The sequence below is a fragment of the Dyella sp. SYSU CM1112 genome, from assembly GCF_058216415.1.
This window is the reverse complement of record NZ_JBZEGI010000004.1, coordinates 278,806-304,643: the sequence shown is the minus strand read 5'-3', so window position 1 is coordinate 304,643 and position 25,838 is coordinate 278,806. Positions and strand designations below refer to the sequence as shown.

Annotated in this window: 25 protein-coding genes; 14 read left to right on the top strand and 11 right to left on the bottom strand. The window is 60.9% G+C overall.

Going from position 1 to position 25,838, the window contains the following annotated elements:
* The first annotated feature begins 15 nt into the window (after nucleotides 1-15).
* Genes AC4HNJ_RS08745 through thrC form a run of 3 tightly spaced genes read left to right on the top strand, consistent with a single transcriptional unit; the run spans nucleotide 16 to nucleotide 3,448 of the window.
* A complete protein-coding gene (locus AC4HNJ_RS08745) occupies nucleotides 16-1,158 on the top strand; it encodes a homoserine dehydrogenase family protein (RefSeq protein WP_490479162.1) in 1,143 nt (380 codons plus the stop codon).
* On the top strand, nucleotides 1,155-2,135 hold the full coding sequence (locus AC4HNJ_RS08740; RefSeq protein ID WP_490479161.1) for a homoserine kinase: 981 nt from the start codon (nucleotides 1,155-1,157) through the stop codon (nucleotides 2,133-2,135). Before AC4HNJ_RS08745 ends, AC4HNJ_RS08740 begins: the two co-directional genes overlap by 4 nt.
* Nucleotides 2,132-3,448, top strand: a complete 1,317-nt coding sequence (gene thrC / locus AC4HNJ_RS08735; protein ID WP_490479160.1) for a threonine synthase — start codon at nucleotides 2,132-2,134, stop codon at nucleotides 3,446-3,448. The genes AC4HNJ_RS08740 and thrC overlap by 4 nt, the downstream gene beginning before the upstream one ends.
* Before the next feature lie 675 nt (nucleotides 3,449-4,123).
* On the opposite strand, the gene AC4HNJ_RS08730 is transcribed toward thrC, so the two are convergent.
* Nucleotides 4,124-5,476 carry a GH1 family beta-glucosidase gene (locus AC4HNJ_RS08730; RefSeq protein ID WP_490479159.1) on the bottom strand — a complete coding sequence of 451 codons (1,353 nt, stop codon included), beginning with the start codon at nucleotides 5,474-5,476 and terminating at the stop codon, nucleotides 4,124-4,126.
* 95 nt (nucleotides 5,477-5,571) lie between these two features.
* Here AC4HNJ_RS08730 and AC4HNJ_RS08725 point away from each other — a divergent pair, with 95 nt between their 5' ends.
* A complete protein-coding gene (locus tag AC4HNJ_RS08725; protein ID WP_490479158.1) occupies nucleotides 5,572-6,663 on the top strand; it encodes an ABC transporter ATP-binding protein in 1,092 nt (363 codons plus the stop codon).
* A 43-nt stretch (nucleotides 6,664-6,706) separates the two neighbouring features.
* On the opposite strand, the gene AC4HNJ_RS08720 is transcribed toward AC4HNJ_RS08725, so the two are convergent.
* The 7 genes from AC4HNJ_RS08720 to AC4HNJ_RS08690 form a co-directional block, all read right to left on the bottom strand.
* On the bottom strand, nucleotides 6,707-7,528 hold the full coding sequence (locus tag AC4HNJ_RS08720) for a carbohydrate ABC transporter permease (RefSeq protein WP_490479157.1): 822 nt from the start codon (nucleotides 7,526-7,528) through the stop codon (nucleotides 6,707-6,709).
* The gene (locus tag AC4HNJ_RS08715; protein ID WP_490479156.1) at nucleotides 7,525-8,403 is read right to left on the bottom strand and encodes a carbohydrate ABC transporter permease; all 879 of its coding nucleotides are present in this window, start codon (nucleotides 8,401-8,403) and stop codon (nucleotides 7,525-7,527) included. Before AC4HNJ_RS08715 ends, AC4HNJ_RS08720 begins: the two co-directional genes overlap by 4 nt.
* On the bottom strand, nucleotides 8,400-9,650 hold the full coding sequence (locus AC4HNJ_RS08710) for a sugar ABC transporter substrate-binding protein (RefSeq protein ID WP_490479206.1): 1,251 nt from the start codon (nucleotides 9,648-9,650) through the stop codon (nucleotides 8,400-8,402). The genes AC4HNJ_RS08715 and AC4HNJ_RS08710 overlap by 4 nt, the downstream gene beginning before the upstream one ends.
* 207 nt (nucleotides 9,651-9,857) lie before the next feature.
* On the bottom strand, nucleotides 9,858-11,324 hold the full coding sequence (locus AC4HNJ_RS08705) for a glucoamylase family protein (protein WP_490479155.1): 1,467 nt from the start codon (nucleotides 11,322-11,324) through the stop codon (nucleotides 9,858-9,860).
* A 108-nt stretch (nucleotides 11,325-11,432) separates the two neighbouring features.
* Nucleotides 11,433-14,429, bottom strand: coding sequence for a TonB-dependent receptor (locus tag AC4HNJ_RS08700; RefSeq protein WP_490479154.1), 2,997 nt, complete (start codon nucleotides 14,427-14,429; stop codon nucleotides 11,433-11,435).
* Nucleotides 14,430-14,461: 32 nt separating this feature from the next.
* Nucleotides 14,462-15,526 (bottom strand): LacI family DNA-binding transcriptional regulator, encoded by a 1,065-nt coding sequence (locus AC4HNJ_RS08695; RefSeq protein ID WP_490479153.1) that lies wholly within the window; start codon nucleotides 15,524-15,526, stop codon nucleotides 14,462-14,464.
* Nucleotides 15,527-15,978: 452 nt separating this feature from the next.
* Complete coding sequence (locus AC4HNJ_RS08690; protein ID WP_490479152.1) at nucleotides 15,979-16,548, bottom strand: hydrolase; 570 nt, start codon at nucleotides 16,546-16,548, stop codon at nucleotides 15,979-15,981.
* A 53-nt stretch (nucleotides 16,549-16,601) separates the two neighbouring features.
* Between AC4HNJ_RS08690 and AC4HNJ_RS08685 the strand changes: the two genes are divergently transcribed.
* Complete coding sequence (locus tag AC4HNJ_RS08685) at nucleotides 16,602-17,216, top strand: TetR/AcrR family transcriptional regulator (RefSeq protein ID WP_490479151.1); 615 nt, start codon at nucleotides 16,602-16,604, stop codon at nucleotides 17,214-17,216.
* Between the two features lie 11 nt (nucleotides 17,217-17,227).
* Here the strand turns inward: AC4HNJ_RS08685 and AC4HNJ_RS08680 are convergent, their stop codons facing one another.
* Nucleotides 17,228-17,674, bottom strand: a complete 447-nt coding sequence (locus tag AC4HNJ_RS08680) for a DUF4156 domain-containing protein (protein ID WP_490479150.1) — start codon at nucleotides 17,672-17,674, stop codon at nucleotides 17,228-17,230.
* A gap of 285 nt (nucleotides 17,675-17,959) precedes the next feature.
* On the opposite strand from AC4HNJ_RS08680, the gene AC4HNJ_RS08675 reads away from it, so the two are divergent.
* The 9 genes from AC4HNJ_RS08675 to AC4HNJ_RS08635 all read left to right on the top strand — a co-directional run bounded on the left by AC4HNJ_RS08675 (nucleotide 17,960) and on the right by AC4HNJ_RS08635 (nucleotide 23,854).
* Complete coding sequence (locus tag AC4HNJ_RS08675) at nucleotides 17,960-18,166, top strand: hypothetical protein (protein ID WP_490479149.1); 207 nt, start codon at nucleotides 17,960-17,962, stop codon at nucleotides 18,164-18,166.
* A 39-nt stretch (nucleotides 18,167-18,205) separates the two neighbouring features.
* Nucleotides 18,206-18,397: a hypothetical protein gene (locus AC4HNJ_RS08670; RefSeq protein WP_490479148.1), complete on the top strand. Its 192-nt coding sequence runs from the start codon at nucleotides 18,206-18,208 to the stop codon at nucleotides 18,395-18,397.
* A gap of 33 nt (nucleotides 18,398-18,430) precedes the next feature.
* Nucleotides 18,431-18,901 (top strand): tRNA (cytidine(34)-2'-O)-methyltransferase, encoded by a 471-nt coding sequence (locus AC4HNJ_RS08665; protein WP_490479147.1) that lies wholly within the window; start codon nucleotides 18,431-18,433, stop codon nucleotides 18,899-18,901.
* A 48-nt stretch (nucleotides 18,902-18,949) separates the two neighbouring features.
* Nucleotides 18,950-19,600, top strand: a complete 651-nt coding sequence (locus AC4HNJ_RS08660; RefSeq protein WP_490479146.1) for a ubiquinone biosynthesis accessory factor UbiJ — start codon at nucleotides 18,950-18,952, stop codon at nucleotides 19,598-19,600.
* 5 nt (nucleotides 19,601-19,605) lie between these two features.
* A complete protein-coding gene (gene ubiB, locus AC4HNJ_RS08655; protein WP_490479205.1) occupies nucleotides 19,606-21,252 on the top strand; it encodes a ubiquinone biosynthesis regulatory protein kinase UbiB in 1,647 nt (548 codons plus the stop codon).
* Nucleotides 21,253-21,435: 183 nt separating this feature from the next.
* Nucleotides 21,436-22,164, top strand: a complete 729-nt coding sequence (locus tag AC4HNJ_RS08650; protein WP_490479145.1) for a pseudouridine synthase — start codon at nucleotides 21,436-21,438, stop codon at nucleotides 22,162-22,164.
* A gap of 10 nt (nucleotides 22,165-22,174) precedes the next feature.
* A complete protein-coding gene (gene arfB / locus AC4HNJ_RS08645; RefSeq protein ID WP_490479144.1) occupies nucleotides 22,175-22,597 on the top strand; it encodes an alternative ribosome rescue aminoacyl-tRNA hydrolase ArfB in 423 nt (140 codons plus the stop codon).
* Nucleotides 22,594-23,190 carry a 1-acyl-sn-glycerol-3-phosphate acyltransferase gene (locus AC4HNJ_RS08640; RefSeq protein ID WP_490479143.1) on the top strand — a complete coding sequence of 199 codons (597 nt, stop codon included), beginning with the start codon at nucleotides 22,594-22,596 and terminating at the stop codon, nucleotides 23,188-23,190. Before arfB ends, AC4HNJ_RS08640 begins: the two co-directional genes overlap by 4 nt.
* Before the next feature lie 28 nt (nucleotides 23,191-23,218).
* Nucleotides 23,219-23,854, top strand: coding sequence for a LysE family translocator (locus tag AC4HNJ_RS08635; RefSeq protein ID WP_490479142.1), 636 nt, complete (start codon nucleotides 23,219-23,221; stop codon nucleotides 23,852-23,854).
* Nucleotides 23,855-23,918: 64 nt separating this feature from the next.
* Here the strand turns inward: AC4HNJ_RS08635 and AC4HNJ_RS08630 are convergent, their stop codons facing one another.
* Both AC4HNJ_RS08630 and AC4HNJ_RS08625 read right to left on the bottom strand, forming a co-directional pair.
* On the bottom strand, nucleotides 23,919-24,164 hold the full coding sequence (locus tag AC4HNJ_RS08630) for an XAC0095 family protein (RefSeq protein WP_490479141.1): 246 nt from the start codon (nucleotides 24,162-24,164) through the stop codon (nucleotides 23,919-23,921).
* 423 nt (nucleotides 24,165-24,587) lie between these two features.
* Complete coding sequence (locus AC4HNJ_RS08625) at nucleotides 24,588-25,496, bottom strand: LysR family transcriptional regulator (RefSeq protein WP_490479204.1); 909 nt, start codon at nucleotides 25,494-25,496, stop codon at nucleotides 24,588-24,590.
* Between the last annotated feature and the right edge of the window lie 342 nt (nucleotides 25,497-25,838).

Genomic DNA, 25,838 nt, shown 5'->3' with positions numbered 1-25,838 from the left:
CATACGGAGGCCGTCATGGAAAGCTGTGCACCACTCATCGCCGAACATCCGCACCGCCTGCCGCCGTTGCAGGCCGCTGTCTCGCGCCGCCGAACACTGGCGATCGGCGTGATCGGCCCCGGACGCGTAGGTAGCGTGCTGCTTACTCAACTACGCACCGCGCAAGCCCGCCTTTTGCACGAAACAGGACTGGAGCTGAAGCTTTGCGGCGTTGCCGCCAGCCAACGCATGTGGCTGGATTGCGACGATCCGGAACTCAACGCGCAGCACGACGCCCAAACATGGCGGCCGACCGACCTGGATCAGTTCACCGCTTACATTCGCGGGGACGGACAGCGTCAAGGGATGCTGATCGATTGCAGCGCCAGCGATGCGGTGGCGTCGCAGTATCCCTATTGGCTTGCCTCAGGATTGCACGTCGTCACGCCGAACAAACTGGCGAGCAGCGGCCCGCTTTCACGCTGGCAAGCCATTCGTGCAGCCAGCAACCACGGCGGACGCTTCCGCTACGAAGCCACCGTGTGCGCGGGCTTGCCCGTGGTGCAAACACTGCGGGATCTGCTCGATACCGGCGACCAGTTGTCTTCGGTGGAAGGCATGTTCTCAGGCACGCTTGCGTGGCTCTGCTGCCAGCATGATGGCAAACGTCCCTTCTCTGCCCTGGTCCGCGAAGCGCATGCACTGGGCTATACCGAACCTGATCCGCGCGATGACCTTTCCGGTATCGACGTCGCACGCAAGCTGGTGATTCTCGCCCGCGAAGCCGGCTGGCCGTTGTCCCTGCACGATGTCTCGGTCGAAAGTCTGGTGCCACCGGCGCTGGCCGACCTGCCGCTGGAAACGTGCATGGAACGCCTGGATGAACTCGATGCGCCCATGGCCGCACACCTGGCCGAAGCGCATGCCCAGCAAGGCGTACTCCGCCATGTCGCCAGCCTCGACCGCGACGGGCGTGCGCAGGTGCGCCTGCAGGTATTGCCTTCCTCTCATCCGTTCGCACATACACGTCTTACGGATAACATCGTGCAATTCCGCACCCAGCGCTATCGCGATAATCCGCTGCTGGTGCAGGGTCCCGGCGCCGGACCGGAAGTAACGGCCGCCGGGGTGTTCGCCGATTTGCTGCGCATCGCCGAAGCATTGGAGGTGCGCGTATGAACGCTCCTTTTGCCGTGAAACCGCCCATGTCCTCGCCACGCCTGCAATCCGCTTCGGCCACCGCGTTCGCCAGCGTGGGCAATGTAGGGGTTGGCTTCGATATCCTCGGCCACTGCCTCGCTGGCGCATCCGATCGTGCCGACGTGCGTCGCATCGACACCCCGACCGTACGTATCGCGAGCATCCAGGGATGTGTGGACGTGCTACCCATGGATGCCGCGCAAAACACAGCCGGCGCTGGGCTGATGGCTTTGCGCAAAGCGCTCGGCCTGCAACACGGCTTTGAGATTTCGCTTCACAAAGGCATCCCGCTAGGTTCCGGCATGGGTGGCTCGGCAGCTTCTTGTGTCGCGGCACTGGTGGCAGCGAATGCATTGCTGGAACGTCCTTTGCCGCGCGAATCGCTCTACGGCTTCGCGCTGGAAGGTGAAGCCGTTGCCAGCGGCGGCCGCCATGGCGACAACGTCGGCCCCATGTTGCTGGGTGGACTGGTGCTCGCCACGCGCGATCGTCTCGTGCGTCTTCCGGTACCTGCCACATGGCACTGCGCACTCGTGCATCCGCATGCCGTATTGGAAACACGCAAGGCACGCGCAGCGCTCGCCGGCGATTACGCCTTGAGCGATTTCGTGGCGCAGTCGGCCAACCTCGCACTGGTTCTCGCCGGCTGCTGGCAGGGAGAGGCGCAACTCGTGCGTGAAGGTTTAAAAGATGTGCTGGTCGAACCGCGGCGGGCACCGCTGGTGCCGAACTTCGCGCGCGTGAAGCAAGCCGCTCTCGATCACAAGGCCATGGGCGCAAGCATTTCCGGCGCCGGCCCTAGCGTGTTCGGCTGGTTCGAACAGCGCAGCGATGCGGAAGCGGCCGCCGACGCCATGCGCCAGGCCTTCGCCGAGGTCGGCCTCGATAGCGACAGTTATGTCGCGCCGGTAGACGGTCCCGCTGCACTCCTGTCCACCCAGGGTAACCATGCATGAGTGCAAGCTTGCGTTACTTCAGTACGCTTGATGCCAGTCCTGCCACCACGCTCAGCAACGCGATTGCTGCAGGCCTGGCTCCTGATGGCGGACTCTATGTGCCGGAACATCTGCCTCCACTGCGACCCCAAGACTTTCGGCCGCATGGCAGTCTTGCCGATACCGCATCCACCTTGCTTGCGCCTTTTTTCGCCGGTGACGCGCTTGCCGGCGAGCTCCCCGCTATCTGTGCGGAAGCCCTCACCTTCCCGACGCCACTGCGGTCGTCGTCAGCACATCCCGGCACCTCGGTGTTGGAGCTTTTCCACGGCCCGACGGCTGCCTTCAAGGATGTCGGCGCACGCTTCCTCGCTGCTTGCCTGCGTCGGCTTCGCGATGACAGCCAAAAAACACTGACCATTCTGGTCGCGACATCTGGCGATACCGGCGCGGCGGTAGGCGCGGCCTTTCACCGGCAACCTGGTATCGAGGTGGTCATTCTTTACCCCGATGGCCGCGTGTCACCGCGCCAGGCACATCAATTGGGTTGCTTCGGCGACAATGTGCGCGCGCTACGCGTACAAGGAAGATTCGACGACTGCCAGCGCATGGTGAAGGCCGCACTCAACGATGCCTCCCTGCAAACACAAGTACCTTTGTCATCCGCCAACAGCATCAGCCTGGGCCGATTACTGCCGCAGATGAGCTATTACGCACACGCTGCGCTTGGCTGGTGGAACGAATATCACGAGCCGCTCCACCTCATCGTGCCCACCGGCAATCTCGGCAACGCACTCGCCGCCGTGTGGGTTCGCCAGATGGGATTGCCGATCGGACAGATACGTCTCGCCTGCAACGCCAACGCCACCCTGCCCGATTTCTTCGCCGGCAGCGCTTACACACCGCGCCAAGCCATCGCCACGTTGGCTAACGCCATGGACGTCGGCGCACCGAGCAACTTCGAGCGCCTGCGCTGGACGTTCCCGCAAGTGGAAACACTGCGTGCGACCCTGCAGGCGCAGAGTGTGTCCGATCCCGCGATCAGCGCCACCATCGCGATGCATGCGCGGGAACATGGCGAGGTGTTTTGCCCACATACCGCTACTGCCATGCATGTGTTGGATCAGTATCGCGCAGCGGGCGATGCATCACCGTGGACGGTGGTTGCCACCGCGCATCCAGCAAAATTTGAGAGTGTGGTGGAGCCGCTGATCGGGCGATCTGTGGAAATACCGCCTGCGTTGGCGGCGATGCTGGAGAAGGACGCGGTGGCGGAGCCGATGGTTGCGGAGGATGGGGTGTTGAAAAGGTGGTTGTTGGAGAAAGTTGGGTAGCTTGCTCTTCGCGTGTTGTTGCTTGAGCTTTCTCACCTAAATTGCTGGATTTCGATAATGGCTGCATTGCCTGCGGCGCTTCCGGTCCCAGAGGGACCGGGTGACTTTTCTTTGCGTGCCCACGCCAGCGTAAGGAACGCTGGCGAACAGCGCCGCTGGCCCGAAGAGCGGAGAGCAGGACGCCTGAAGTCAAGAAAAGTAACCAAAAGAAACAGCACCCCAAGGACTCGCCTTCCTGGCGCGCGCTTCCTGCCAGCGCTACGCCTGGTCAGGCTCGCGCATCGAACTTTTCGACAAAGCATTTTTTACGGAGAAGTGTCGCTTTTGACCGGCGCACGGCGCCGGCACCGAGTGCACGCCTGGACGGCGTGCGGCTCTTTCCGGGCCCCTTAGGGAGCGGTGGGGGATGGGTGGATCAGCCCGAAGGGAAGCCGGCATGGATGTCGGCTTGGTTTTCGTCAGCACAGGAGGTGCTGTCGAAAACCCCCACCCATTCTTCACGCACTGGGCGGGCAGGAGCCCGGCCAGCGCTCCCTCGGGGTTGCCCTTCTCTTTGGTTACTTTCTCTTGGGCACGCAAGAGAAAGTGACCCGGTCCCTCCGGGACCGGAAGCCGCAGGCAATCCATCAACCAACGACATGCTCAATCGTGCCAAGCAATAACAATCAGCCAACCCTAATCACCAAGCGCCTCACCATTCGTCTCAATCACCCGCGCATAAAACCCCGCCGATGCCTTCGGCGTACGCCTCTGCGTCGCAAAATCCACGTGATACAAACCAAACCGCTTGGCGTATCCCAACGACCACTCCAGATTGTCGAGCAACGACCACGCGTAATACCCCTTGAGATTCACGCCGGCGTCGATGCAGCGATGCAAAGCGCGAAGATGCTTGCGCAGGTAGGCGATGCGCAGCGGATCTTCGACCAGGTCGCCTTCCGCTACCGGCGGGTCGTAAAACGCCGCACCGTTTTCCGTCACATACAACGGCAGATCGCCATAGCGATCCTTGAACCACATCAGCGTATCGGTCAGGCCTTGTTCGTAGACCTCCCAATCCGTTTCGGTGTGCGTGGCATGTCGCTGGTGCACGCGCGAAGCGCGGCACGGATAACCATCATCGTCGTGCTTCACGACGGAACGGGTGTAGTAATTGATGCCAATGAAGTCGACGGGCTGTTGCATCAAACGGAAATCCTCGGCGGGAATATCCGCCCACGCATCGCCGAAGACCTCTTTCAATGCGGGAGGATAAGAGCCGAGCAGCGCCGGGTCGGCAAATTGCTCGTTCATATAGGCGTGCGCGCGGCGTGCTGCCGCGATATCTTCAGGGCGGTCCGAGGCCGGGTATTTGGGTTCAAAGTTGAAGACCACGCCGATTTCATGGCGGCCGATGGCGCGATACGCCTGGATGCCGGCGCCGCTCGCGCGCATCAAATTATGTGCGGCGATGGGCGCTTCGTATTTATTGCGATGCCCCGGCGCGAGCGCTCCATGCAGGTAGCCGCCATCGGTAACGACCCACGGTTCGTTGAGAGTGGACCAACGTTTCACCCTGCCGTCCAGCGCCTTGAAGACCACCGTGGCGTATTCGGCAAACCACTGCGCGCTATCGCGATTGAGCCAGCCACCGCGATCATCGAGCGCGGCAGGCAAATCCCAATGAAACAGCGTGGCGTTGGGTTCGATGCCGTATTCCAGCAGTTCGTCGACCAGCCGCGAATAGAAGTCCAAACCTTGTTGATTGATGCGCCCGATGCCCTCCGGCAAGATACGTCCCCATGCAATGCTGAAACGATAACTTTGCAGGCCCAAGGCGCGCATCAGCTGCACGTCGTCCTTGTAGCGTCGATAGTGATCGCAGGCGACATCGCCATGGTCGCCATTGGCCATCATCCCGGGGGTGTGTGCAAAACGCTGCCAGATGCTTGGACCCGCGCCATCCGCCAAGGGCGATCCTTCAATCTGGTAGGCAGAAGTGGCAGCGCCCCAAACGAAGTCAGCCGGAAAGCGATAGCTACGAGTCATGATGCAAAACTCTCCATGCCGCAGTGCGGCTTGATGTCATCGATTACGCGGGGAGAATAGTCCAACGCTTTGCGTAAATGGGGCAATGCATATCGATGGCGACTGTCAGTCTTGACCGTGTACGCAAGGTCTATCCCAATGGGCATGTCGGCGTCGATGATGCCAGTTTCGACATCGCGGATGGAGAGCTTCTGGTATTGGTGGGTCCTTCCGGTTGCGGAAAGACGACCCTGTTGCGCATGATCGCCGGCCTGGAGCCGATCTCGTTCGGCTCGCTGCGCATCGACGGGCGCGTGGTCAACGATGTCACGCCGAAGGATCGCGACATCGCGATGGTGTTCCAGAACTACGCGCTTTATCCGCACATGACGGTGGCTGAGAATCTCGCGTTCGGCTTGCGCCTTCGCGGCAAGCCATCGGATGACATCGCGCGCCGCGTGCACAATGCTGCGCGCCTGCTGGAACTGGAACATCGGCTGGACGCCAAACCAGCCGCGTTGTCCGGTGGGCAGCGCCAGCGTGTTGCGCTTGGCCGTGCGCTGGTACGAGAGCCGAAGGTGTTTCTGCTCGACGAGCCGCTGTCCAATCTCGATGCCCGGCTGCGCTTGTCGATGCGCGTCGAGATCGCACGCCTGCATCGACAATTGAAAACCACCACTATTTACGTCACGCACGACCAAGTCGAAGCCATGACGCTCGGGCAACGTATCGTGGTGCTCGATGGCGGCAAGATCCAGCAGATCGACACACCGATGAACCTCTACAACCGGCCGGCCAATTTGTTCGTGGCCGGTTTCCTCGGTTCGCCGGCCATGAATCTTCTGCGCGGACGCCTGCAACGCGAAAGCGGCGGCAGCCTGGCGACTGCGCAAGGCCTCGTGCCGCTGCAGCTTGAGCCGCATCAAGCAACTGCCTTGGAAACATGGTTCGAGCGCGAGGTCGTGCTTGGTGTACGTCCCGAGCACCTGCAGCCGTGCACAGCGGACGCGTCGATGCTGGAAGCAAAAGTCGAGGTCATCGAGCCGGTCGGCAACGAGGTCTTTCTCAACCTTCGCTTCGGCGATCAGGCGATTGTTTCGCGCGTACCACCTCATCCCATTCCTGCGCCGTGCAGCCATCTTCCCATGCGGTTTGCCGCTGACCGGCTGCATTTTTTCGATGCGGGCCAAGGCATGCGCATTGTGTGATGGCATGTGCATAGAGATCGGTCGCAAGCTCATCGCTCCAGCTCTATCCCTTGACGCTGCCTAGCAGCAGGCCTTCCAGGTAGTAGCGCTGCAAGGCCAAAAACAACACTAATACCGGCAGCACCGTCACCACCGACCCCGCCATCATCAGTTCCGTGTCTTGTGCGTGCTCGCGCGCCAGCGAAGCCAGGCCCAGCGGCAAGGTGTAATGCTCCTGTCCGGTGAGCACGATCAACGGCCACATGAAATCATTCCATGCCGTGAGAAAGGTGTAGATCGCCAGCGTGACCATGATTGGCTTGAGCAGCGGCAGCACGATCTGCGCGAAAATGCGCCACTCGCCCGCACCATCGATACGAGCTGCTTCCAACAGCTCATCAGGAATGCCGCGCGCATATTGACGCACGAGAAAGATGCCGAACGCCGTCGCCATGGCGGGCACAATCACACCCCCGAAGTGGTTCACCAATCCGACCGGCTTGAGCATCAGAAACAGGGGCAACATGGCGACCTGTGCCGGAATCGCCAGCGTGCCCACAATGGCCTTGAACAACCTGTCGCGCCCGGCGAAGCGCAATTTGGCAAAGGCATAGCCGGCCATCACATTGAAGGCCAGCGACAGCACGGTGATGGCCGTCGATACGAACAGGCTGTTGAGCAGATAGCGCCCCATGCCGGCCCGCACAAACAACGCGTGATAGTTCTGGAGCGTGGCGTGCGCCGGTAGCAGCGGTGGCGGCAAGGCGCTGGCTTCACCGGGCCGCATCAGCGATACCGACAGCATCCATAACAGCGGAAACAGCGCAACGATCGAACCCCCGATCAGGAAACCGTTGATCAGCGCCTTGGCGATGCGCGGGTTCATGTCTCACCGTCACGCCGGCCAAGGCGCAGCATCCAGGCGGTCACCATGAACATCACGACGAACAGCAAAAAGGCAATCGCCGAGGCCGCGCCAAGGTTCCACCATTTGAAGCCCTCGTTGTACATCAGGTACAGCACGCTGACCGTGCTCTGCAACGGCCCGCCTTCGGTGATCACATAAGGCTCTGCAAAGAGTTGAAAATAGCCGGATACGGTCAGGATGCCGACCATCAGCAAGGTGGGCGCGAGCATCGGCAGCGTAATGTGGCGGAACTGCCGCCACGCTGATGCGCCGTCGATACGCGCCGCTTCGTAGAGTTCGGCAGGAATCGCCTGCAATCCGGCCAGCATGATGATCATGTTGTAGCCGAAGTTTTTCCACACGGCGAACAGAATGATCGCGGGCATGGCCCAATGCGGATCGCCCAGCCAATCGATCGGATGCCACCCCAACCCGGCGAACAGAGCGTTGACGAGGCCGTACTTGGTGTTGAACAGATACCGCCATACCACGGCCACCGCGACGACCGTGGTCACCACCGGCGCAAATAAAGCAGCCCGGAAGAGTGATTTGCAGCGCGCCAGCGGCGAATGCAACAACAACGCTGCACCCAACGACACCAACATGGAAAGCGGGACGCCGACCGCAACAAAGTAGAGCGTGTGCCCGAGTGCCTCCCAAAATAACGGACGATGCAGCAGAGCCCAGTAATTGCCCAAGGCGACGAAGCGCAGATTATGGATATCGGCGAGCGCGTAGAGATCGTAGTCGGTAAGGCTGAGGCCAAAGGCCGCGATTACCGGCAGCAGGAAGAACACTCCCAGCACGGTCATCGCTGGTGCAAGAAACAACCACGCTGCTCCCTGCCGATTCATGGGGCGGGTCCCAGCGCGGAGCGCCCGTGATCCAGCATCCAGCGTCGCTTTTCCAGAATGCGGTCGGCGCGACGATCAATCTCCGCCGCAGCCCGGTCGATCGTCAGATTCCCGGCCACCGCCTGTGCGGCAACCAGTTGCATCTCATTGACAATCTCTTCCCACTCCGGCACCGGCGGCGCCGGCTTCACGCGTTCGAGCTGCTGACGAAACGCTTGCGCCTTCGGATCATCGCGCAGGCCACCGTGATTCCACGAGCTGCGCCGCGGCGGCATGTCACCCAGCAAGTCGTAGAAACGTCCTTGCACGTCCGGGCGAGAAAGGTATTCGATCAATGTCCAAGCCGCTTTCTTGTGTTTCGACAGGCGAAAGATCACCAGGCTTGAACCACCCGCCACCGATGCCCCCGGGCCATCCGGCCCCGGCAGCGGAGCAGTGTCCCAATCACGCTGTTCCGACGCGGGCAGCCGTTTGCGGAACTCGCCGATATTCCACGGACCGGAAAAATAAAAGCTATATACGCCGCGCCCGAATTCCGACCACGGATTGCCCGCTTCGACATTGGTAATGTCCGGCGCCTCATGCAAGCGGAACGTATCGACATAAAACGTCAGGGCACGCTTGAAACCCACGCTTTCAAAATTGCCGTATCGACCGCCATCCTTGAGCAAGGGATCCGGCTGCTGCAGCGCCAGCGATAGCAGCTGCTCGTATTCATTGGTCGGCAACAGGATGCCGTACACACCACGCTCGGGATGACTCAGCGCAGCCAGCATGCGCCGCCATTGCGCCCAGTTATGAGGAGGCCCGTCAAAGCCGGCTGCCTTCAGCAGATCGGTGCGATAGAACAACAGGCGTGTATCGACATACCACGGTATGCCGTACAACCCTCCATCGTATCGATTGGTTGCCCAGATACTCGGAAAGTAATCCCCTGGCTGGATGACGGTGGAATGAGCCACCTCCGTCTGCAGTGGCTCCAGCGCGCCCAGTGCGACAAATTCCGGCAGCCAGGTGTTGCCGAGCTGGGTCATGTCCGGCATCGAATCGCCGGCGAATGCGGTCAGCAATTTTTGATGTGCGGCAGTCAAAGGCAGCTGCTGCAGATCGACATGGATGGCGGGGTTTTCGCGCTCGAACTCCGGCAACAGTTGCGTCATCGCCTCGCCTTCCCGGCCGATGGTCCAGAACGTCAAGGTGTTCGGATCGGCATGTTGGGTGCACGCCGCGAGCCATGTGCCGATCATCAGCAGGGAAATAAGGCGGTACAACGCGAGCCAACGCCACCACGCCCCGCTGGGGTGAGGACTGGGGTGAGGAGCCGGGCTTGCCTCGATGCTCATGGCTGGCCTGATGCGTTCTCGATGCTTGAGGTAGAGGAATGTAGCTGTTTGCGCGGTTCTCTCCCTTACTCGACCCGTTTCCACAAATGCGGGGGAGGCCCTTCGTGGCGATTATCCGGCGGACCGATCCAACCAACCTCCCGTAAAGCCTGCACGCTGCAAGCCTTTGCGGATATATGGATTCTTGCGCATCACGCGCCACACGAAACCACTGCGCCAATTTTCGATCATCAATACGATCGGGCCTTGGTCGATACCGATCTGCAGCGTATCGAACCAGCCCTTACCGTGAATCACGTGTCCTTCGGTAGGTCGCACATCGGTGTCGAAGCTCGGATTGAAGGCATCGACAAAACCATAGCGATCATAGACATCGTTACCGTAACGCTCCTTCATTGTCTGTAACGCAGGCACCACGATTTCCGGTGCAAATGCAATCGAACCACCTGCAGCGGTGGGTGCAATGGTGCCGTCATCGGAAATGTAGTCGAGGCCCGCGCCACGCGCCGTATAACCCTGGAATTTACGGTAGCGGCCGTCGGGCATGCTCCATGCAAAATTCCCTGGGCCATTGCAGGCAGTCAGCCCCCACACGTTTTCATCATAGCCCTTCCAGTGTCCTGGATTGGCGATGGCGTAATCATGCTGGGCATATACGGCAAGACGGCTGTTCTGGAAATAATCCAGGCCATGGGCGCGACTCCACGCATCGCGGATGCCGCGGAAGTCGACCCAGGCTTCGCTGTATTGATGCCCGAACAGCGGGGCGAAATTCAGGAAAGTATGCCCTTCGAAGCGGCCCCAATCCTTGGGATAGGTGCTTGCCCAGGCCGTCCATGCGGTGCGCGCAATCGGATGCGTCGGCGAGCCGAGCGCAAGAATGTAGACCAGCATGCCCTCGTCATAGCCCTTCCAGTCGGCGTGGATGAACTTGCCGCCCGGGGTCCAACCCATGCTGATCAGCGGTGCGCGCGGCTGCATCCACGTCCAGTCGACACGGCGGTAGATCGCATCCGCAAGCGCGCGGATCTCATTTTCTTTCGGGGTATCGCGATCGTAATAAGACTGCGCAAACAGCACGCCACCCAGCAATAGCGTGGTATCCACGCTCGACAGTTCGATCGCGCGATTGAATCGCTTGCCCGTACGCATATCGAGGAAGTGATAGAAGAAGCCGTGATAGCCGGAGGCATCGTCTTCGCTGTCATCCTCCCGCGCATGCGCAAAGAAACGCAGCGTCGCCAGCGTACGATCGACGGCCTGCTCACGCGTGATGTAACCGCGCTCGACACCAATGCCATAGGCGGTGAGGCCAAACCCTACCGATGCAATGCTTGAGAAAGAAGGGCCGGGATAATGATCCGGAATCAGGCCATTCACAGGATTGGCGCTGTCCCAGAACCACTGAAACGTGCGCTTCTCCAGATCCTCCACCATCGCCTGCTGTGGTTTGGACAGGCTGTTGAAGCCATCCTGCAAAACCGGCCGCGCCCAGGACGGCTGTGCCACGCCGCTGCAGAAGACCAGTGCGGCAAGAAGCGCTTTAAGCGCGGTGTTGCGGAAAAATCGGGACGTCATGATGAGCAACTTGCAGTAGCAGAGGGGATAAAAAATTTGGCGAATCCCGGTACGTCGAGGGACACGTACCAGGATCCGCAAGCACATCCCGTCCCTGGGAAACAGACACTAGAACTTGATGCCCAGCGTCAACTTGACCTCGCGCGGCGTGCCGAGGATGTTGCCCGTCGGGTTGAACGCAACCGGGTTGCGATTCAGTACACCGTTGGAACCGTAGTTCCAGATGTAATCGCTGTAATTGTTCCAATTGAAGGCATTGAGCAAGTCAAACCGCACATAGGCATTCAGGTTGTCGTAGATCCTGAAGTTCTTGGTGACCTGGAAGTCGATCTCCCGATAACCAAAGATCGGACCGCCGATCAGGAAGTGTGAGCCTGGCGGCGTGGCACTGATCGGCATGCATCCGTTTGGCGTGTTGGCACCGTAGCATGCGAGGCTGATGCCGGGAGTCGGTGTCGCCAGAACGAGCTTGTAGCCAAGCAACAGCCCCCACGGCAGATCGTTCGAACCAGCTACGACCAGGCGATGCTTGGCGACCGCCGAGTCGACGTACGGGTAATCCTGGATGGTTTCCTCGTCGAACGCATACTGGTCGGTGACATCCTGGCTGTCGTTGTTCTGCCTGGCCTTGGTATAGGTGTAGGCAATGTTGATGCCCCAATGCGATTCCGGCGTATAGGGTTTCTGGATCGAAACCAGTACCTGCTGTGTTTTCTGCGTGAGGCCGTTGTTGGCAATGATCAAGTTGCCAAAGCCAGGGATGGGCTGACCCCAAGGCTGGCTTCCACCTTCCCAGAAGGCGCCGTTCGGATAACGGTTGCCCAGGGTGAGCACGACACCATTGAAGCGATTCACTTGCGCCCAGGTGACATCGGTAACCCAGTCGCCGAGCTGATTGCGCATGCCGATGCTGATCTGGTCGGAATACGGCGTCTTGAGGTTGTTATTCATCAGGTCTACTTCACGACCAGCCGTGGTACCCGTGAGCAACCCTTGCAGTACACCGATGCCGCCAAGATAGGCGGGATTCCAGGGAATGCAGGTTGGACTTGCCGTGCATGCGTGGAACTGGTTGGGAAAGGTGATGGTGGCCTCGGACAGCGCCAGCTTGGTCTGCTCCAGCTGCAGGATCTCGTAAATGGTGCGGTCATAGGAACGACCTGCACCGCCGTGGATCACATGCTGCTGGTCGCCATCGAGGTCATACGAGAAACCGAAACGCGGCTGAAACTCGTTGGTCTGCGGATGGCGGTTGTGGCCGTTGCTGATGTAGTCGTTGACGTTGACGCCACCCAGTGCCAGGGACTGCGCATAGGTGACGCCCGGCGCAGCACTCGGATTTTGCGCGTTAAGCGCGTTGACTACCGACGGCGGCGTGACGAAGTTGAGATAGGACGGCGTTTCTTCGTAATCCCAGCGGATACCCAGGTTCAAGGTGAGATGTTGGTCGACCGTCCAGTCGTCCTGGATGTAGGTGCCGATCTGCTTGTCATTAGTCCTGACAAGAGGGCTGGTGCCGGGGAGCGCGATCGGGAACAGCACCTGATACGGCGTCGACAAAGTGCCGGTAGGCGTGACGTCATACGAGAACTGTGGATTGAATTCGCCGGCATCCTGCGCCACTAGTTCGATCAGTTTGTACTTGGCGCCCATCTTGATGACGTGATCACCATGCCATTCCAGGTCATTGAAAGTCAGGTCATCCTGGATCGATGGGCCTTTCTGACCCTTGTCCTGCGTGCCGAGTGGGCTGGCTGCGCCGGTGGTCAGGATCGCCAGGTTCTGGTTGTTGGAAGCCGTATAGGTCGAACCGTTGCCGATGTTCACCGCAGACGGGTTGAAGAACGCGTTCTCGTAGGTCGCCTGCAAACGGTTGAACCACGCGTCCGCACTGTGATCCCAGCGGATGTCGAAACGGCGGTCGTAGTTGATCTGATTGAGCGCCGACGACGCAGCGACACCGGTGCCCGTACCGGTGATGGCGGTCTCGTCGCGATCTTTGCCGCTGACCTCGATGCGATCGCGATCGGTCGGCTCGTAATCAAGCTTGAGGAAGTACAGGTTTTCCTTGAACGGCAAGCTGGATGGTCCGAGCTGCGCAAGCACGCTCGGCGGCAATTGCGAAACCAGTTGCTGTGACGCCGCGCCAGGCGCGACCGCAATCGGTGTGTCGTACTCCTTGCCTTCGTAGGCGAAGAAGAAGTGCGCCTTGTCCTTGATGATCGGGCCGCCCAGCGAGAAACCGTATTCCTTGTCGTGCGAGGGCTGCTTCTTGCCGCTCGCAGTTTCCGATGGCGTCATGGAGCGCAAGCGCGTGTCGGTCCAGTCGCCGAATACTTCGCCATGGAATTCGTTGGTGCCGGACTTGGTTTCTGCGATCACTGCAGCACTGGAAATCTGGTCGTATTCGGCCTTGTAGTTGGAGGTAACCACCTTGTACTCGCCGATCGCCAACTGCGGAAACGGATTGCCCTGGCTGGCGTTCTGGCCAGTCACACCACCGTTCTCCACGTAGTTCTTCTGGCCAACGCCATCGATGTACACATTGATGCCGGCCGGCGCCTGGCCACCGGATTGCAGGCTGGTGTTGCCGTTCTGCTGCACGGTAAAAACCATGCCGGGCACAGTGTCGGCAAATTCGAGGAAGTTGCGCGTGATCTGCGGCACTGTCTCGATTTCACGCTGCGTCACCACGGTGCCGACTTCCGACGTGGTCATTTCCGGCAAGGTGGTGGCACTGACCGTCACCGGTCCAAGGTTTTTGGCATTGACCGCGGGCGCGGTAGTGGCTGTGAGGTTGAGCGTAGAGGTGGTTGCCACACTGAGCGTGACCGTATGTTCGGTGCCCGGACCTGCGTCCACCTGGTAGGTGCCGGGCGGCAGGCTGACCAATGCATAGCTACCGTCCTTGTCTGACTTGGTGACGCGCACATAGCCGGTGGCGATATTCTTGGCGGTGACCATCGTGTTCGGCGTCGTGATACCGCGCAGGTTCGCATCGGAAGTTTGCGCGAAAGAGATCGTCGGCAATGCAGCGGCGGTGATGATCGAAGCGGCGATGAGCCGCGTTAGCAACAGCTTTTGGTAGCGCGATACAGCTTTCATGTTCTCCCCTCCCGAATGTCTTGCGGGTGTCGTTATAGGTGTGAGGTGCGCGACGTTCGGCGGGGTTTGCGCGGTGCAGATGGGACACCGGGCTTGCCGCCGCAGGATTCGCGAATGACGATGTCGCATCCCAGCGTCTGCACCGATGCCGGCGCCTTGTCGGCCGGATCCAGCAAGGCCGCAAGACGCTCCAGCGCAGTGCGGCCGAGATCGGCGATACGTACCTGCACCGTGCTTAGCGGCGGCGTGACGTAACGCGCGATCAGAATGTCGTCGAAACCGGCCAGCGCGATGTCGTTCGGCACATCGATGCCGGCTTCCTTGAAGGCATAGAGGCAGCCGATCGCCATCATGTCGTTGGCGGCGAAGACGGCTTGCAGACGCTTTTTCTGCGCCAGCAATTCGCGCGCGGCGCGATAACCGGATTCTTCGGTAAAGTCGCCGTCCACGATGGTAAGCGGCACATTGGGCGCATACTTGGCCATGGCGGCGCGATAACCTTTGTCGCGCTGCTGAGCGTCGAAGTTGGTCTTGGGACCGGTGATGAAAGCGATGCGCTGACGACCTGCTTCAACCAGATGGCGCACCATGGCGATGGCGCCGGCGCGGTTGTCGATATTGAATACTGGATAGCGCGTGCTCTTGACCGGGCTGTCCAGCAACACCACCGGCAAATTGTCCGGAAGGTTGTCGGCGAGAAAGTCCGCATCGACGTATTCGGAAAGCATCAGCATGCCGTCAACGCGGCCACGCATGGCGCGCACGGCCGCCGCCGCATCCGCAACGCCATCATGCGAACTGGATACCAGCAGATGCAGCCCGCGTGCACGCGCGGCGAGATCGATGCCGCGGATCAGTTCGGAGAAAAATTCGCCGTACAGATCCGGCAACACGGCACCGATGGTGTGCGTGCGTCCGGTGATCAGGCTGCGTGCCGCATTGTCCGGGATGTAATGCAATCGTGCGGCGACTTCTCGCACGATTTTCTGCGTTGCCGGCGTCACGCCGCCGGTGCCATTGAGCACGCGCGACACCGAGGCGACCGAGACTCTGGCCTCGCGCGCTACATCCTTGATGGTTGCATTCTTAGTCGTCATCGACAGCGTTCCGCAATGTGAGTGAGAGCCCCAAACCCCAACGGCGGCGCAAACGTAAACGTTTTCATGGCGACTTGTAAAGGCGCGCTTAAGAGCACGTACGTTGCACCGCAATATTTGGAAGACCGGCTCCGATCCGACGAATGTCGCTGCACAGCGCCAGATGGCTTCGCAGGATTAGGCAGTCAGCGACATGGCAGTGCAGCACAAGTCGGCGCCAGGTGCCGTGCAGGCACGGCGAGCGGGCGTGAAACGCCCGTGGTGTACGCGTGACGGTGCTGCATGGAGAGAAAAACCGATGCGTGCGTGTCGCATCCCGGCATCAACGTCATCGCATCCAGGCATATTCTGGAGAGGCGGGGTCTAGCGACGTTGTGATTACGTAAGCGCAGTGCGCTGCCGCCTTTGGCAGCGCATGCTTCGGCACACGCTCACGTCAACATGTTCAACGCTTAGCGAAGCATGTCCAGCACTTGCGCGGTGGACCGCACGCGCCCCAGACGGGGAAAAATATTCTTGATGGCGAACTCATGATGTTCGCCGCTGGTCGAACTCATCGCATCTTCGGCGAATACGATACCGAAGCCGAGTTCCCATGCATTGCGTGCGGTCGATTCCACGCCAATGTTGGTAGCGATGCCGCCCAGCACGATGTGTTCGACGCCGCGACGGCGCAGTTGCAGTTCCAGCTCCGTGCCGTAGAACGCGCCCCACTGGCGCTTGATAACGCGAATATCGCTTTCGGCAACGCTCAGCTCCGCTGCGAACTCCAACCAGTCGGTGGGAAAGCTGCGTGCCGACATCGGCGCATCCACCACCTGGCGCAATGCATCGCCGCCATCGGCGGACCAGCCCACACGCACCATTGCCACCGGCGAACCGAGCTCGTGGAAACGCCGAAGCAGCGACTCGGACTTCGCCAACACATCGGCAGCCGTGTGAGGACCGCCTGCGAACGGTACGATACCCTTCTGCAAATCGATGAGAACAAGCGCCGTATGGCGTGGATCTAACTTTTCCACAAGATTCTCCGGATCATAAAAGTGAGGATATCCTCACTTTGGAGTTTATGAGGATGGCCTCACAAAAATCAACCAGTGCCCGTCGCCTGCCCCAGCGCCAGCGCGGCCATGAACGCGTTGCGGCACTGCTGGAAGCGGCTGCAGGATGCTTTGTGGAAAAGGGCTACGAGGCAACCACCATGACCGAAGTCGCGGCACGCGCCGGCGCGGCAATCGGCTCGCTTTACCAATTCTTTCCCACCAAGGAAGCATTGGCACGCGCGCTGGTGGAGCGCTATGCCGAAGCGGTGTATGCGGAGCTGGGCAAGCTCGCCGAACAGTCGACACAGTGGACCACCGAAGCGTGGGCGGAGCGGCTTTGCACCTTCCTGGTAGCATTTCGCCGCCGGCATCCGGCGTTCGTCATGCTGGTCGAATCCGCGCCGACGCCAGCGACCGATGCGATGCTCATCCGGCGACGCGTGCGGGCGGAGTTGCAGGCGCTCCTGGCGCGCAGGGCACCGCATCGATCAGCCGAAGAAACGTATGCGGCGGCGGTAGTCGTGCAACAGATGATGAAGGCCGCGATAGCGATACAAGCCGAAGCGGGCATGCCGGGCAAACAAGCGGCCATGGCCCAGTTGCAACACGCCATGCAGCTCTATCTGCATGACGTGTTCGGCAGCTGAAGAACGTTCGATCAACCGCCGCTCTTGGCGGGGTAAGTCTGGAAACCGCCACCCTGTTGCTGCGGCGCTTGCGGCTCATTTTGCGATGGCGGCTGGTAGCCGTGACTCTGCACCGGCGGCGGCGGCGGTGGCTGCACCACACGATAGCCGCAGTAATACGCCTCCCACGGCTGCGAACCATCGACTGGATCGGCCAGCGGCTTGATGGTATCGGCATGCATGCTCAACGCGCTGTTGCGCGCCTGCACCTGCAGCTCGTCGCGGACTTTGATGTCATTGCGATCGAACGGACCGACATGATCCGTCACCGAAACAGTGATCTTGCCGATGTCGCGACAGCCCGTGACATCACCGGTCCACACGGTGCGAACGTTGTTCGAACCCGGATCGGGATTGATGCCCCAGGTGCAACCGCCGAGCAGCACAACAGGTGCGAGCAGCAGCAGAATTTTGCGCATAGGTAACTCCATCAGAGCGAAAGAAAGAAAATTTTGCGTCCAAGCTGAATCGTAGCGCGTTGCCAGCGGCTATCGCCGAACGCAGGCTTAGCATGGTGAGTTCGATATCCGTCCGGACACTGTCCGCACGCGGGCGCCCACTGTCCGCGGACAATCGAGGATCTCTCCCCGTGCATCAATAAACCCAGGCGCATCAATAGATTGCGAAACCGATCGACGCTGGCACGGGGATTGCTCCGACGAGGTCAAGGACATGTGGTCCCTCACTCCATCGGAGATACGGATATGAAATTCGAAACGCTGATACTACGCGGCCTGTTCGTCGCATGCATGGTGGTCTGCGGATTGATCCTCGCGGCCATGGTCACCGTCAAGCCGACGCCCGTGCAATTGGCGGCCAGCGATTCACTCTCGGCCTTGCTGACCGCGGCGCCCACCAGCTGCGTGCTACCCCTCGCCGACAACCTGATCTGCCTGCGCGTAGCGGGCTGATTACCAGCACTCACGACGATGACTTTCGGAGCACCTATCATGAATACTGAAACGTTCCTGCTGCGCACCTTGTTCGCCACCTGCGTGCTGGCCTGCGGCCTGACACTGGCAGCCATGATCATCGCCAAGCCGGCACCGTCCGGGTGGACGACAGCTCACACGGTCGCCGCTTCGACCACGGCGGCAGGCAAGGCCGCGCAATCAGCGCATGTATCCCGCACGGCGGGTTGAACACAGCGGCCCTGCTCATCCGATAATGGCGGCATGCTGCATGTCATTCTTTTTCGCCCCGAAATCCCGCCCAATACCGGTAACGTCATTCGCCTGTGCGCGAATACCGGCGCGGCGCTGCATCTGATTCGCCCGCTGGGCTTCGAACTGGACGATGCCCGCCTGCGACGCGCAGGCCTGGATTATCACGAGTACGCCAGCGTCGCGGTTCACGACGACCTCGACACCTGTCTTGCGACCATTGGCCAGCCCCGCGTCTTCGCCTTTTCCACTCGCGGACGCGGCTGGCACGTGAATGCATGCTTCGCCGATGGCGATGCCTTGTTATTCGGCTGCGAAACCGCAGGATTGCCCGATACGGTGCTTGCCGCGCTACCGCCGGAACAGCGCCTGCGCTTGCCGATGCGTGCGGACAGCCGCAGCCTCAACCTTTCCAACAGCGTGGCCGTGGCGGTGTATGAGGCCTGGCGCCAGTTGGGGTTTCCAGGCGCAGTCGATCCCTGATCGCGCCCATCACGGCCAGGGTAACGTGCGGCCGGCTACAATTCCGGCATGACTGCCGCCGCCTCTTCGACCCTGCTTCCCCAGCCGTTGCGCAAACTCGCCGGCCGGGCCCTGGAAACCGCGCTCAATCATGCGCTTTCGCTTGATCCGGATACGCAGGCCAAGCTTGCTGCGTTGAAGGGTCGCAGCGTGCAGCTGCATGTGCAGGGCGTCGATCTCCGTCTGGCCATTCGTGTTGAAGGCGAACACCTGAAAGTCGGGCCTGCGCCGGAGCAGAGCGATTTGCGCGTAGCCGCTACGCCGGGCAGTTTGCTGTCGATGCTGCTGCGCCGTCATAGCGAAAGCCTGGCGCCGGGCAAGGTAGAGATTGCCGGTGATGCTGAGCTGGCCCGCCGCCTGGAAAAACTCGCCAGCGGTTTCGCACCGGATTTTGAGGAAGCCTTCACCCGCACCTTTGGCGACGTAGTGGGTGTGCCGCTGGCGAAAGCCGTGCGCAGCGGTTTGGCCCACGCACGCGAAACCGGTTCGCATCTGACGGAAGACAGCGCGGCATGGCTGCGCGATGAAGCACGCATCGCCATAGCACCCGGCGAAGCGGAGACTTTCCTCGATGAAGTCGACGCCCTGCGCGAACGCACCGAACGCCTGGAAGCACGGCTGGCGCGATTGGAACGCCGGCAGCAGGGATCGCGCTCGTGACGCCGCTGAAAGCTGTTCCCGGATTACTGCGCGTTGCGGTGGTGCTGCTGCGGTACCGGCTGGATGAGCTGGTCGATGCCACGCACCTGTTCCGTCCGTTGAAATTCGTACGCCCGCTGCTTGGACGTCCCTCGGTGGATGTGCGTCCGCTCTCACGCGGTGCGCGTATCCGGCTGGCGCTCAACGAACTGGGGCCGATTTTCGTCAAGGCTGGCCAGGTGTTGTCGACACGCCGTGACCTGGTGCCGGGCGATATCGCCGACGAACTGGCGCTGCTGCAGGATCAGGTGCCACCATTCCCCGGTGAGCAAGCGCGCGTCGTCATCGAGCGTGAACTGAAACAACCGATCGACAAGCTCTACGCTCATTTCGATCCGGTGCCGCTGGCCTCCGCTTCCATCGCCCAGGTGCACGCGGCCACCACGCACGACGGCCGCGCGGTGGTGGTGAAGGTGCTGCGTCCACGCATCGACGAACGCATCGCTCGCGACGTCACCCTGCTGCACTCGCTGGGCCAACTCGCGCAGCGCTGGCACCCCAATGCCGACAAGATCCGTCCGCTCGACGTGGTGAGCGAAGTCGAGAAGATGCTGGAAAACGAGCTGGATCTGCAGCGCGAAGGCGCCAATGCCAGCCTGTTGCGGCGCAATTTCATCAGTGGCGTGGACCTTTACGTACCCGAGGTGTACTGGGAACTCACCACGGCTGGCGTGCTGACACTGGAGCGTGTTTCGGGTGTTTCCTGCGATGACGTCGCCGCGATCGACGCCGCCGGCATCGACCGCAAGCGGCTCGCCGAGAAAGGCGTGCGGCTGTTCTACGAACAGGTGTTCCGCGACAACTTTTTCCACGCCGACGCGCATCCCGGCAATATCTGGGTCGATCCGTCACGCGTGAACGAACCGCGCTTCATCGCCCTGGATTTCGGCATCATGGGTTCGCTGCCGGAAGAAGATCAGTATTGGCTGGCGCAGAACTTCATCGCCTTGTTCGAGCGGGATTACGCCCGCATCGCCAAGCTGCACGTCGACGCCGGCTGGATGCCCGCCAGCGTGCGCCTGGATGAATTGGAAGCCGCCGTGCGTACGGTGTGCGAGCCCTACTTCACGCGGCCACTCTCGCAGATTTCCTTGGCCGAACTGGTGGTGAAGCTGTTCCAGACCGCGCGCAAGTTCGAACTCACATTGCAACCGCAACTGATCCTGCTGCAAAAGACCCTGCTCAATATCGAAGGCGTAGGACGCCTGCTTGATCCAGACATCGATATCTGGGCCGTCGCGCATCCCGTGCTCAAACGCATCCTGCGCGAGCGTTACAGCCCATGGCACACGCTGCGCGAAATCCGCAAGCGCATTCCGGAGTGGTTCCACAACGCACCGCAGCTGCCGGAACTGGTGCGTGATGCATTGCGCCAGATGGCCGTGGGTGAACAACGCTTGTTGTCCGACGCCGATCAGCTCAGCAATCAACGCGACCTGGTACGCCGGTTGATGCATGCCGTGGGCAGCGGCTTGCTGGGCACAACACTGCTTATCTGTGCCACGGTGATCTGGACTTTCGGTACGAAACATGGCGTGTGGCTGCCGCTGGGCATGGGTGTGCTTGGGCTGCTGTCGTTTGCGCATGGCTGGATGCGCAGCCGGGTGAGATAGCTATGGCGCGAAGCCGCTCCCCCTCTCCTGCTGCACGCAGGGGAGGGAGCTGGTCGCGGCGAACCGCAAAATTCGGCTCGCGCTTGAAAGCATCTCTGCTACGGCCGGGAACAAGTCTCCGGAAAAATGCTTGAATGCGCTGAGCGTGCAGCCTCAGCACGACATCTCACCCAACGTCTCCCCATGCTCCCCATCCTCTACCAAGACGATGCCCTCATCGCGGTCAACAAGCCCGCCGGCCTCGCCGTGCACCGATCGAAGATGGTGGGTAATGCCGATACCTTTTTGATCGATCTCCTGCGCGAACAAGTCGGCGGCACGGTGTACCTTGCGCACCGTCTGGATCGCGCCACCAGCGGTGTGCTGCTGATCGCGCGTTCCACCGACATCGCCGCTGCACTCGGTGAGCAGTTCATGGGCCGCGACGTGCACAAGCAATACCTCGCGGTCGTGCGCGGCTGGCCGGAGCCGGCAGAAGGCGTTGTCGATTACCCATTGCCGGGTTCGCGCGATAGCGGCCCGCGCCGCGAAGCACGCACGGCCTATCGCCGCCTCGCCACGGTGCAGGTGCCGATTGCCTTGGGCCGCTACGAACAACAGCGCTACAGCCTGGTGCTGGCCGAGCCGGAGACGGGACGTTTCCGACAAATCCGCAAACACATGGCACATCTGCATCACCCGGTGATCGGTGATTGCCAGCATGGGCGCAGTGATCACAACCGCCTTTATAAGCAGTATTTCAGCTGCCATCGCATGTTGCTGCATGCCTGGCGGCTGAGTTTCCGGCATCCGCGCGATGGACGCCCCATGGTGCTGGAGGCACCGCTCGATGCCGCGTTCCAGGGCGTGCTGGACAGATTCGGCTGGGTATTGCCTGACGCTAAAACCATAAGCGTCATGCCAACCGGCTAAACTTACGCCCATGTTATCTGTAAGCCGATCCATCGTCCTGCCGGAGTCCGAGCTGGTAGTGCGCTTTATGCGCGCCGACGGCCCTGGCGGCCAGCACGTCAACCGTACCGAGAGTGCGGTGGAGCTGCGTTTCGACGTGGCGCACTCGCCGTCCTTGCCGGACGATGTGCGGGCGCGCGTGCTGGAACGACGCGACCGTCGCCTTACCGATGACGGCGTGCTGGTGATCCAGGCGCGACGTTTTCGCGATCAAGGCCGCAATCGCGAGGATGCGCGGGAACGCCTGGTGGACATCCTGCGTGGCGCGCTCATCGCACCCAGGAAGCGTATCGCCACCAAGCCCACTCGTGCCTCGCAAATGCGTCGCCTGGAAGGCAAACAACAACGGGCGAAGGTGAAGCAGACGCGGTCGCGTTCCTGGAGTCACGAGTGAGCGAGCCGATCCTGCCGCCCGTCCCGTCGCAAGCACCCAAACTCAATAGCCGCTTCTGGCCGTGGCTGATGCGCAGCCTGCTGCGTCTTTCCGGATGGCGTCTGCGCGGACAACTGCCGGACGTGCCCAAGCTGGTGATCATCGGCGCGCCGCATTCGTCTTACTGGGATGGCGTGTGGGGCCTGATGATGAAGATCGGGCTGGGCATCAACATCAACATCATGATCAAGCGCGAAGTGCTGGAAGGGCCGCTCGGCATCATCCTGCGCCCGATCGGCCTGATTCCGATCAACCGCAGCGCAGCCTTGAACGTGGTCGGCCAGATGGTGAAGCGTTTCAGCGAGCAGGAACGGATGTGGCTGGGCATCACGCCCGAGGGCACGCGCAAGCACGTCAAGCAATGGAAGTCCGGCTTCCTGCGCATCGCGCACGATGCCAACGTGCCGATCCAGACTCTCTTCATCGACTACCCCAGCAAGACCTTCACGCTCGGTCCGCTGATTTACGCCACGGACCAACCGGATGCGGACATGGCAGGCATCCGCGCACTGTTTCGTCCGTATCGCGGCAAACATCGCAATACCGAGGCGTAGCACGCCATTCCACGCGGCGGGAAAACGCATGAGCACGCTAGGCATTCAACACTACGACGCTTTCCTGATTGCCAGCCTCGCGCTCAACCTCACACCCGGCCTCGATACCTTCTACATCCTCACGCGCAGCGGCCGCGAAGGCCACGCTGTGGGCATGGCTGCCGCGCTCGGCATCAATGCCGGCTGCATCGTGCATACGCTCGCCGCGGTGCTTGGTCTTTCCGCCATCCTGATGACCTCCGCCGTCACCTTCCACGTCTTGAAATACCTCGGCGCGGCCTACCTCGTGTGGATCGGCCTGCGCATGCTGCTATCGCGTGCTGTTGCGCGTCCCGCCACCGAAACCCGCGGACGCGGATTCAGCGCAGCCTTTCGGCAAGGCATGCTCACCAACATCCTCAATCCCAAAGTCGCACTGTTCTATCTCGCCTTCCTGCCGCCATTCGTATCCGTGCATGCCATGCATCCACAACTCGGATTACTGGTGCTGGGATTGAGCTTCATCGGCACCGGCCTGAGTTGGTCTACCGTGTTGGCCTTGATGGGCGCACGCATCCATCGATGGCTCACCGCAAAACCGCACATCGGTCAGTGGGTGGACCGAGTATGCGGCGGGGTGCTGGTGGGGTTTGGGGTAAGGCTGGCGTTGCAGCGGCGGAGTTAAGTGCAAGCCTACGTTCTTTCGCCTGGCAGTCTATAAAGGCGAGGACACGTCTCAACTTTTCCCACTAAGACGAACTCATCCCGCTGATCACCTCCCCGATCTGCAATGCAAATCGCTCGAAGCATTCTCCGAGCATGGCGCGCCGCACTTCCAGCAACGCGTTCTCTTCGTCGTGTGTATTGACGATGGTGAGTGAGGCGAGGAAGAGGAGTTGGTCGCGAAGGTCGTGCAGTTTGAGCATGCCGTCTTCGGAGAGTTGGTAGGGGTGCTCTTGCAATAAGGGGTGGTGGTTGAGGTCGTGTACGTACATGGTTTGGCTCCACGGTCAGGTCACGCCGCGGCGTGCGCGGCGTGATGGGCACAGGGCGGGGCCCTGCATCGTTGTCAGGTTTCGCGCGTGGCGAAGCTGGCTACGTGCCCGAGGGAGCCTGAGGCCATGCAAGCAGCATGGCGGTGAAGCGCGTGGGGGTTGGCACAGAAGGGACGCACGGGTGCGCAAGTGCCGTATGATCAGGCGTAGCCATATCAACTTCCTTTCAGTTGGTTTGGTCAGCGGACCGTGTGGGGTCCTAAGCCCATGCGGTCCGCGCTTCACTACATACGTCGGGCGTGTTGCGATACCTACGGCAGAGGCCACACCCGACGTGCAAAACATCCCACAACTTTTTGGGTTTGTCTGTCGGGGAATGCCTACACGCTGATAGGTGTGCGTGTAGGTGTTGCGCCTTGATGCTCAGCGTTCGGAATGGCCGGGCTCGTCGTAATCGCGATGCGTAAGCAGGCCGGGGCGAATGAGATCGATGAAGGCGCGTGCTTCTTTGCTGAGAAATTTGCCTTTGCGCATGACCACGCCGTAGCTGCGCTGCGGAAAGTAGGGGCGCATGTTGCGCACGGCGAGGCGTTGACGATCGGCATCGGTGATGCAGATGCCGGTAACGATGGAAATGCCAAGACCCATGGCGACGTATTCCTTGATCACGTCCCACCCGCCGACTTCGATCGCTACTTGATATGGCACCTGGCGTTGCTGGAAGACGAGGTCGACCAGGCGATAGGTGGAGAGGCGTTGTGGCGGAAGAATCAGGCCGTAGGGGGAGAGATCTTCCAGCAGCAGGTTTTCTTTGTGCGCGAGTGGATGATCGAGCGGCGTGATCAGCATGGGGTCGTAGTGGTAGACGGGCGCCCAGGCAATGTCGTTGGGGACATCGAGCATGGAGCCGACGGCGAAATCGGCCTCTTCGTTGCGCAGCAGCGCGAGGCCGTCTTTGCCGGTGACGTTGGCAAGCTGCAGATGCACGGCGGGATAGCGCTGACGGTATTGGCGCACGAGGTCGGGCAGCAGGTATTGGATGGTGGAGCTGCCGGCGGCGATGGTGAGCTTGCCGGATGAGAGGCCTTTGACCTTGGCTTGGAAATCGCGGTCGAGGCTATCCCAACCTTCGACGAGTGGGCGCGCCAATTCATAGAGCGCTTCGCCGGCATCGGTGAGGTTGATGCGGCGCCGACTGCGATGGAGCAGTTCTACGCCGAGTTCGCGTTCCAGCGCTTGCAATTGCAGGCTGATGGAAGGTTGCGAGAGGTAGAGCGCTTCGGCGGCGCGGCTGAGGGTGCCGAGTTTTACGGTGGCGACGAAAGCGCGCATTTGTTTGAGACGGTTGCCCTTGTAGTAGAAGCGGCCCGTGTCGGTGGGCGGCGAGCCCTGGCGGCGACCACGTTTTTGGGGAGGCGTGGATTTGGGGGGCATGGTTGCGTTCCCGTGGCGCTGTTTCAGTTCGACGCGAGGTTGGCTTCACCCCGTCCTGGCCCTCCCCTACTGCACGTAGGGGAGGGGACGGTGTTGGGCGATTGAGGGGGCTGATTCGCGATTTATGGCTCCATACCGTGATGAGCTAGCGTATTTCGTCCCTTCTCAGTCAATCACTTATATTATGTATTGATTTTTTGAATATCTAAGATTGAAACATTTGCTTTGTCAAAATAATAG

Bases quoted from the DNA above. Each gene is read 5' to 3' on its own strand.
- AC4HNJ_RS08710 (WP_490479206.1), bottom strand. From the start codon at position 9,650: ATGATCGGCACATGGCTCGCGGCGTGCACCCAACATGCCGATCCGAAC.
- AC4HNJ_RS08685 (WP_490479151.1), top strand. From the start codon at position 16,602: ATGGCCTCACAAAAATCAACCAGTGCCCGTCGCCTGCCCCAGCGCCAG.
- AC4HNJ_RS08670 (WP_490479148.1), top strand. From the start codon at position 18,206: ATGAATACTGAAACGTTCCTGCTGCGCACCTTGTTCGCCACCTGCGTG.
- AC4HNJ_RS08665 (WP_490479147.1), top strand. From the start codon at position 18,431: ATGCTGCATGTCATTCTTTTTCGCCCCGAAATCCCGCCCAATACCGGT.
- AC4HNJ_RS08635 (WP_490479142.1), top strand. From the start codon at position 23,219: ATGAGCACGCTAGGCATTCAACACTACGACGCTTTCCTGATTGCCAGC.
- AC4HNJ_RS08625 (WP_490479204.1), bottom strand. From the start codon at position 25,496: ATGCGCGCTTTCGTCGCCACCGTAAAACTCGGCACCCTCAGCCGCGCC.
- AC4HNJ_RS08675 (WP_490479149.1), top strand. From the start codon at position 17,960: ATGAAATTCGAAACGCTGATACTACGCGGCCTGTTCGTCGCATGCATG.
- AC4HNJ_RS08730 (WP_490479159.1), bottom strand. From the start codon at position 5,476: ATGACTCGTAGCTATCGCTTTCCGGCTGACTTCGTTTGGGGCGCTGCC.
- AC4HNJ_RS08660 (WP_490479146.1), top strand. From the start codon at position 18,950: ATGACTGCCGCCGCCTCTTCGACCCTGCTTCCCCAGCCGTTGCGCAAA.
- AC4HNJ_RS08650 (WP_490479145.1), top strand. From the start codon at position 21,436: ATGCTCCCCATCCTCTACCAAGACGATGCCCTCATCGCGGTCAACAAG.
- arfB (WP_490479144.1), top strand. From the start codon at position 22,175: ATGTTATCTGTAAGCCGATCCATCGTCCTGCCGGAGTCCGAGCTGGTA.
- AC4HNJ_RS08725 (WP_490479158.1), top strand. From the start codon at position 5,572: ATGGCGACTGTCAGTCTTGACCGTGTACGCAAGGTCTATCCCAATGGG.
- AC4HNJ_RS08695 (WP_490479153.1), bottom strand. From the start codon at position 15,526: ATGACGACTAAGAATGCAACCATCAAGGATGTAGCGCGCGAGGCCAGA.
- AC4HNJ_RS08705 (WP_490479155.1), bottom strand. From the start codon at position 11,324: ATGACGTCCCGATTTTTCCGCAACACCGCGCTTAAAGCGCTTCTTGCC.
- AC4HNJ_RS08740 (WP_490479161.1), top strand. From the start codon at position 1,155: ATGAACGCTCCTTTTGCCGTGAAACCGCCCATGTCCTCGCCACGCCTG.
- AC4HNJ_RS08715 (WP_490479156.1), bottom strand. From the start codon at position 8,403: ATGAATCGGCAGGGAGCAGCGTGGTTGTTTCTTGCACCAGCGATGACC.
- thrC (WP_490479160.1), top strand. From the start codon at position 2,132: ATGAGTGCAAGCTTGCGTTACTTCAGTACGCTTGATGCCAGTCCTGCC.
- AC4HNJ_RS08630 (WP_490479141.1), bottom strand. From the start codon at position 24,164: ATGTACGTACACGACCTCAACCACCACCCCTTATTGCAAGAGCACCCC.
- AC4HNJ_RS08720 (WP_490479157.1), bottom strand. From the start codon at position 7,528: ATGAACCCGCGCATCGCCAAGGCGCTGATCAACGGTTTCCTGATCGGG.
- AC4HNJ_RS08700 (WP_490479154.1), bottom strand. From the start codon at position 14,429: ATGAAAGCTGTATCGCGCTACCAAAAGCTGTTGCTAACGCGGCTCATC.
- AC4HNJ_RS08745 (WP_490479162.1), top strand. From the start codon at position 16: ATGGAAAGCTGTGCACCACTCATCGCCGAACATCCGCACCGCCTGCCG.
- AC4HNJ_RS08680 (WP_490479150.1), bottom strand. From the start codon at position 17,674: ATGCGCAAAATTCTGCTGCTGCTCGCACCTGTTGTGCTGCTCGGCGGT.